The 4368-nt window shown below is 69.6% G+C and carries 4 protein-coding genes; 2 read left to right on the top strand and 2 right to left on the bottom strand.

The genetic code is table 11. The annotated features are described in order from the left end of the window. The coding region (locus JMF90_RS26185) for an aldehyde dehydrogenase family protein (RefSeq protein ID WP_201325610.1) at window positions 1-1451 on the bottom strand (1451 nt) is incomplete at its 3' end. Between the two features lie 331 nt (window positions 1452-1782). On the opposite strand from JMF90_RS26185, the gene JMF90_RS26180 reads away from it, so the two are divergent. Beyond that, a complete protein-coding gene (locus JMF90_RS26180; RefSeq protein WP_053524477.1) occupies window positions 1783-2211 on the top strand; it encodes a pyridoxamine 5'-phosphate oxidase family protein in 429 nt (142 codons plus the stop codon). Window positions 2212-2465: 254 nt separating this feature from the next. On the opposite strand, the gene JMF90_RS26175 is transcribed toward JMF90_RS26180, so the two are convergent. Then, the gene (locus tag JMF90_RS26175) at window positions 2466-4091 is read right to left on the bottom strand and encodes an MFS transporter (RefSeq protein ID WP_054928227.1); all 1626 of its coding nucleotides are present in this window, start codon (window positions 4089-4091) and stop codon (window positions 2466-2468) included. A gap of 164 nt (window positions 4092-4255) precedes the next feature. Here JMF90_RS26175 and JMF90_RS26170 point away from each other — a divergent pair. Continuing rightward, window positions 4256-4368 (top strand): LysR family transcriptional regulator (locus JMF90_RS26170; protein ID WP_374104268.1); only part of this gene is annotated, 113 nt, incomplete at its 3' end.

Below are 4368 nucleotides of genomic sequence, written 5' to 3'. Positions count from 1 at the left end.
TTGTGCGTCTCGCGGCCGATCCCCGACTGCTTGTAGCCGCCGAACGCCGCATGCGCGGGGTACAGGTGGTAGCAGTTGGTCCACACGCGGCCGGCCTCGACCTCGCGGCCCATCCGGTACGCACGCGTGCCGTTGCGGGTCCACACGCCGGCGCCGAGCCCGTAGAACGTGTCGTTCGCGAGTTCGATCGCTTCCTGCTCGTCCTTGAACGTCATCACCGACGCGACCGGCCCGAAGATTTCCTCCTGGAACACGCGCATCTTGTTGTTGCCGAGCAGCATCGTCGGCTTCACGTAGTAGCCCGTGCCGAGATCGGCGGCCGGCGCCGCGCGCTCGCCGCCCGTCAGGCATTGCGCGCCTTCGCCGCGGCCGATGTCGATGTACGACAGGATCTTGTCGAGCTGCTGCTGCGACGCCTGCGCGCCGATCATCGTCTGCAGGTCGAGCGGGTGGCCGGACTTGATGCGCTCGACGCGCGCGACGGCCTTCTCGATGAAGCGTTCGTAGATCGATTCCTGGATCAGGATGCGCGACGGGCACGTGCACACTTCGCCCTGGTTCAGCGCGAACATCGCGAGCCCTTCGAGCGCCTTGTCGAGGAACGCGTCGTCCTGGTCGAGCACGTCGGCGAAGAAGATGTTCGGGCTCTTGCCGCCCAGTTCGACCGTCGACGGGATCAAGCTGTCGGCCGCCGCACGCAGGATGTGCTTGCCGACCGGCGTCGAGCCCGTGAACGCGATCTTCGCGATCCGCTTGCTGGTCGCGAGCGCTTCGCCCGCTTCCTTGCCGAAGCCGTTCACGATGTTGATCGTGCCGGCCGGGAACAGGTCGCCGATCAGCTCCATCAGCACGAGCACCGACGCGGGCGTCTGCTCGGCCGGCTTCATCACCACGCAGCAGCCGGCCGCGAGCGCCGGCGCGAGCTTCCACGCGGCCATCAGCAGCGGAAAGTTCCACGGGATGATCTGGCCGACCACACCGAGCGGCTCGTGGAAGTGATACGCGACGGTGTTGTCGTCGATTTCGGAGATGCCGCCTTCCTGTGCACGGATGCAGCCCGCGAAGTAGCGGAAGTGGTCGATCGCGAGCGGCAGGTCGGCCGCCATCGTCTCGCGCAGCGGCTTGCCGTTGTCGATCGTCTCGGCCACGGCCAGCAGCTTCAGGTTCTTTTCCATCCGGTCGGCGGCGGCGAGCAGCAGGTTCGCACGCTCGGCCACGGACGTCTTGCCCCACTGGCGGCGCACGGCATGCGCGGCGTCGAGCGCCAGTTCGATGTCGTCGGCGCCGGAGCGCGGGATGCGGCAGAACGGCTGGCCGTTGATCGGCGACACGTTCTCGAAATACTCGCCCTTCACCGGCGGAACCCACTTGCCGCCGATGTAGTTGTCGTATTGCTGACGGTACGGGTATTCGACGTCGAGGCCCAGTTGTTTCAGGTCAAACGGGTTCATACATGTCTCCTGTTCATCGTGCTTGTGTGAGTACAGCGCCGGTTGGAATGCGCTGGTCCCGTTTACGCAACATGCGTGCCAAACAGGACGAGAGGGAACGAGAGCACGTCGAGCGCGGCCCGCGCACGCTCGCACCGTGCGGTGTTCACGCACGCAACACGGCGGGTGTACCGATTCTGAACACCGCGATTGCGCAGCGACGGGGCCGGTGTTCGGAATTTCCACAGTGCGCGGCGGTGTGCAGCCCGCGGACGCGCGCCGCGCCGCGTGGCATGTCGCTTGCGTGCGGATCACCGATCCACACGCCACGGCGCACGCGCCGACCGACACCATGAACGATCGCGGCCCCCTGACCGACGACGCCATCGCCTTCATCCGCGAGCAGGCTTTCCTGATCGTCGCGACCGCCGACGCGGCCGGCAACGCCGACTGTTCGTACCGCGGCCGTCAGCCGCGCGCCGACGGCTCGTTCACGCCGCTCGTCGATATCCCGGACCGCCGCACGCTGGTGCTGCCCGACTTCGCGGGCAACCACCTGCTCAACACGATCGGCAACCTGCTCGTGAATCCGGCCATCGCGCTGCTGTTCGTCGATTTCGTGCGGCAGACGACCTGGCTCGTGCAGGGTCGCGCGACGCTCGACGAGGATGCGCAAGGGCGCGCGCATCTGTGGCCGGACGCGCTGCGCTATCTGGTGATCGAGGTGGAACGCGCAGAGGCGCGCGCGGATGCGGGGTTGCCGCCGCTCGTGCTGGCGTGACGCGCGGCGGATGAGGCTTTAACGAGCGGACGAGGTGGGCACGGCCGCTGCATTGACCAAAAGACCGAAGCACCCGGGGAACCGGGAACCAAGAACCGAAACATCGAAGCACCGGGCACCGGGCACCGGGCACCGGGCACCGGGCACCGGGCACCGGGCACCGGGCACCGGGCACCGGGCACCGAGCACCGAGCACCGAGCACCGAGCACCGAGCACCGAAACATCGAAACACCCGCGCGCCACGGTGCAACGCTCAACGCCCTTGCGTCTCCACACACGCCGGCTCACCTCGACTGCGCGCCGCCGACGCATCGGCCTGCGCGTGGCCATCCGCCTCGTCGCCCGTTTCGTCGGCCGCCGGCCGCCCGCCGAGAAACCCGAACACCACCACCGCGCACAGCACCGTGACGACGGCCAGCCCGATCAGCAGCCGGTCGAACGCATGCGTGTAGCTCGCGATCAGCGCCGCACGTCCGACGCCCGGCAACGCGGCAGCCGCACCCGCGAGATCGCCGGTCGCGAGCCGCGCGGCCGCACGCAGCGTTGCGTCGGGCGTGGCCGCGGCACCGGCCGCGTGCGCGAGCCCCGCCTGCGCGAGCGCGGCCAGCACCGCACCGACGATCGCCAGCGCAATCCCCTCGCCGGCGACGCGCGTCGTACTGAAAATGCCCGTCGCCATCCCCGCGCGCTCCTTCGGCACGACGCTCACCGACAGCCCGTCCATCAGCCCCCACGGCATGCCGGCACCGACGCCGATCGCGAGCATCGGCGCGATCGCCGCCGGCCCCGCGCCGCCGCGCAGCGCGATGCCGAGCCACACGAGCCCGGCCGCCGCGACGAGCAGCCCGAGCCCGGAAATCACGCCGGCCGACAGCCAGCGCGTGAGCGTCGCCGCGACGAGCGGCACGACCAGCATCGGCGCGGAGATCGCGAGCATCAGCCAGCCGGCGTCGATCTCGCTGAAGCCGTCGATGCCGATGAAGCGCAGCGGCAGCACGACGAGCAGCACGATGTAGCAGCAACAGGTCGACACCGGCAGCACCTGCACGCCGACGAAGCGCGCGATGCGGAACAGCGACAGGTCGAGCATCGGCCGCGCGACGCGTGTCTCGATCGTCACGAATGCGCACGCGCCGAGCGCCGCGCCGGCCAGCAGCGCGATCACGAGCGGGCTCGACCAGCCGCGCGCGGGCGCCTCGATCACGCCGAACGTGAACAGCGACAGCGCGGCCGTGAACGCCGCCGTGCCGGGCCAGTCGAGCCCGGTCGCGTGCGGGTCGCGCGACTCGTGCATGCGCGGCAGCCCGAACGCGAGCGACAGCACGCCGGCCACCGCGCTCGTCACGAAGATCGCGCGCCAGCCGTAATGCCCGATCAGCCCGCCGGCGATCACGGGCCCGAACGCGAGCCCGATGCCGAACGTCGTGCCGAGCAGGCTGAATGCACGCGTGCGCGCCGCGCCGTCGAATTCCTGCGCGAGCGCGGCCGTGCCGCCGGCCAGCGCCGCGGCCGCCGCGAGCCCTTGCGCGGCGCGCAGCAGATCGACGGCGAGCATCGACGGCGCGAACGCGAGCGCGATCGACATCAGCGTGAAGCCGCCGACGCCGATCGCGAACAGGCGCTTGCGGCCGAACTGGTCGGCCAGCGCACCCGACGCCATCAGGAAGCTGCCGAACGCGAGCATGAACGCGTTGGTGATCCAGTTCATCGCGACCGGGCTGCCGTGCAGGTCGCGGCCGATCGCCGGCGTCGCGACCGCGCCGCCCGAAAACGACAGCGGCAGCGCGACGGCGGCCATGCAGACGGCGGCCAGCACCCATGCGCGCCGGCGCGCCGCGTGGGCCACGTGGGCCGGGGCGGCTGAAACAGGGTGATCCATCATCGCTCCTCGAAAAAGCCGGCGCGGATGCGCCATCAGAGCGACAGAAGATAAATCCGATTCAATCCGCGAAAAACCACGCGAAGCTCCGCATATAACGGATTAAAATTCCGCAATACACCTGCCTGCGTGCGTCACCGCGCGTCCTTCGATTCGATGGAAAGATGGAAAACCTCACCGGCATCGTCGCGTTCGTCCGCACCGCCGAAGCGCTGAGCTTCGTCGCGGCCGGCCGCGCGCTCGGCATCTCGGCGTCGGCGGTCGGCAAGACGATCGC

This window comes from Burkholderia sp. E168m23 (assembly GCF_016586125.1).
GTDB lineage: Bacteria > Pseudomonadota > Gammaproteobacteria > Burkholderiales > Burkholderiaceae > Burkholderia > Burkholderia orbicola.
Note: the sequence above shows the minus strand (reverse complement) of the source record. Positions and strands in the feature narration are given on the sequence as shown.

Coding starts and splice junctions, on each gene's coding strand:
- JMF90_RS26180 (WP_053524477.1), top strand. CDS start 1,783: ATGAACGATCGCGGCCCCCTGACCGACGACGCCATCGCCTTCATCCGC.
- JMF90_RS26175 (WP_054928227.1), bottom strand. CDS start 4,091: ATGGATCACCCTGTTTCAGCCGCCCCGGCCCACGTGGCCCACGCGGCG.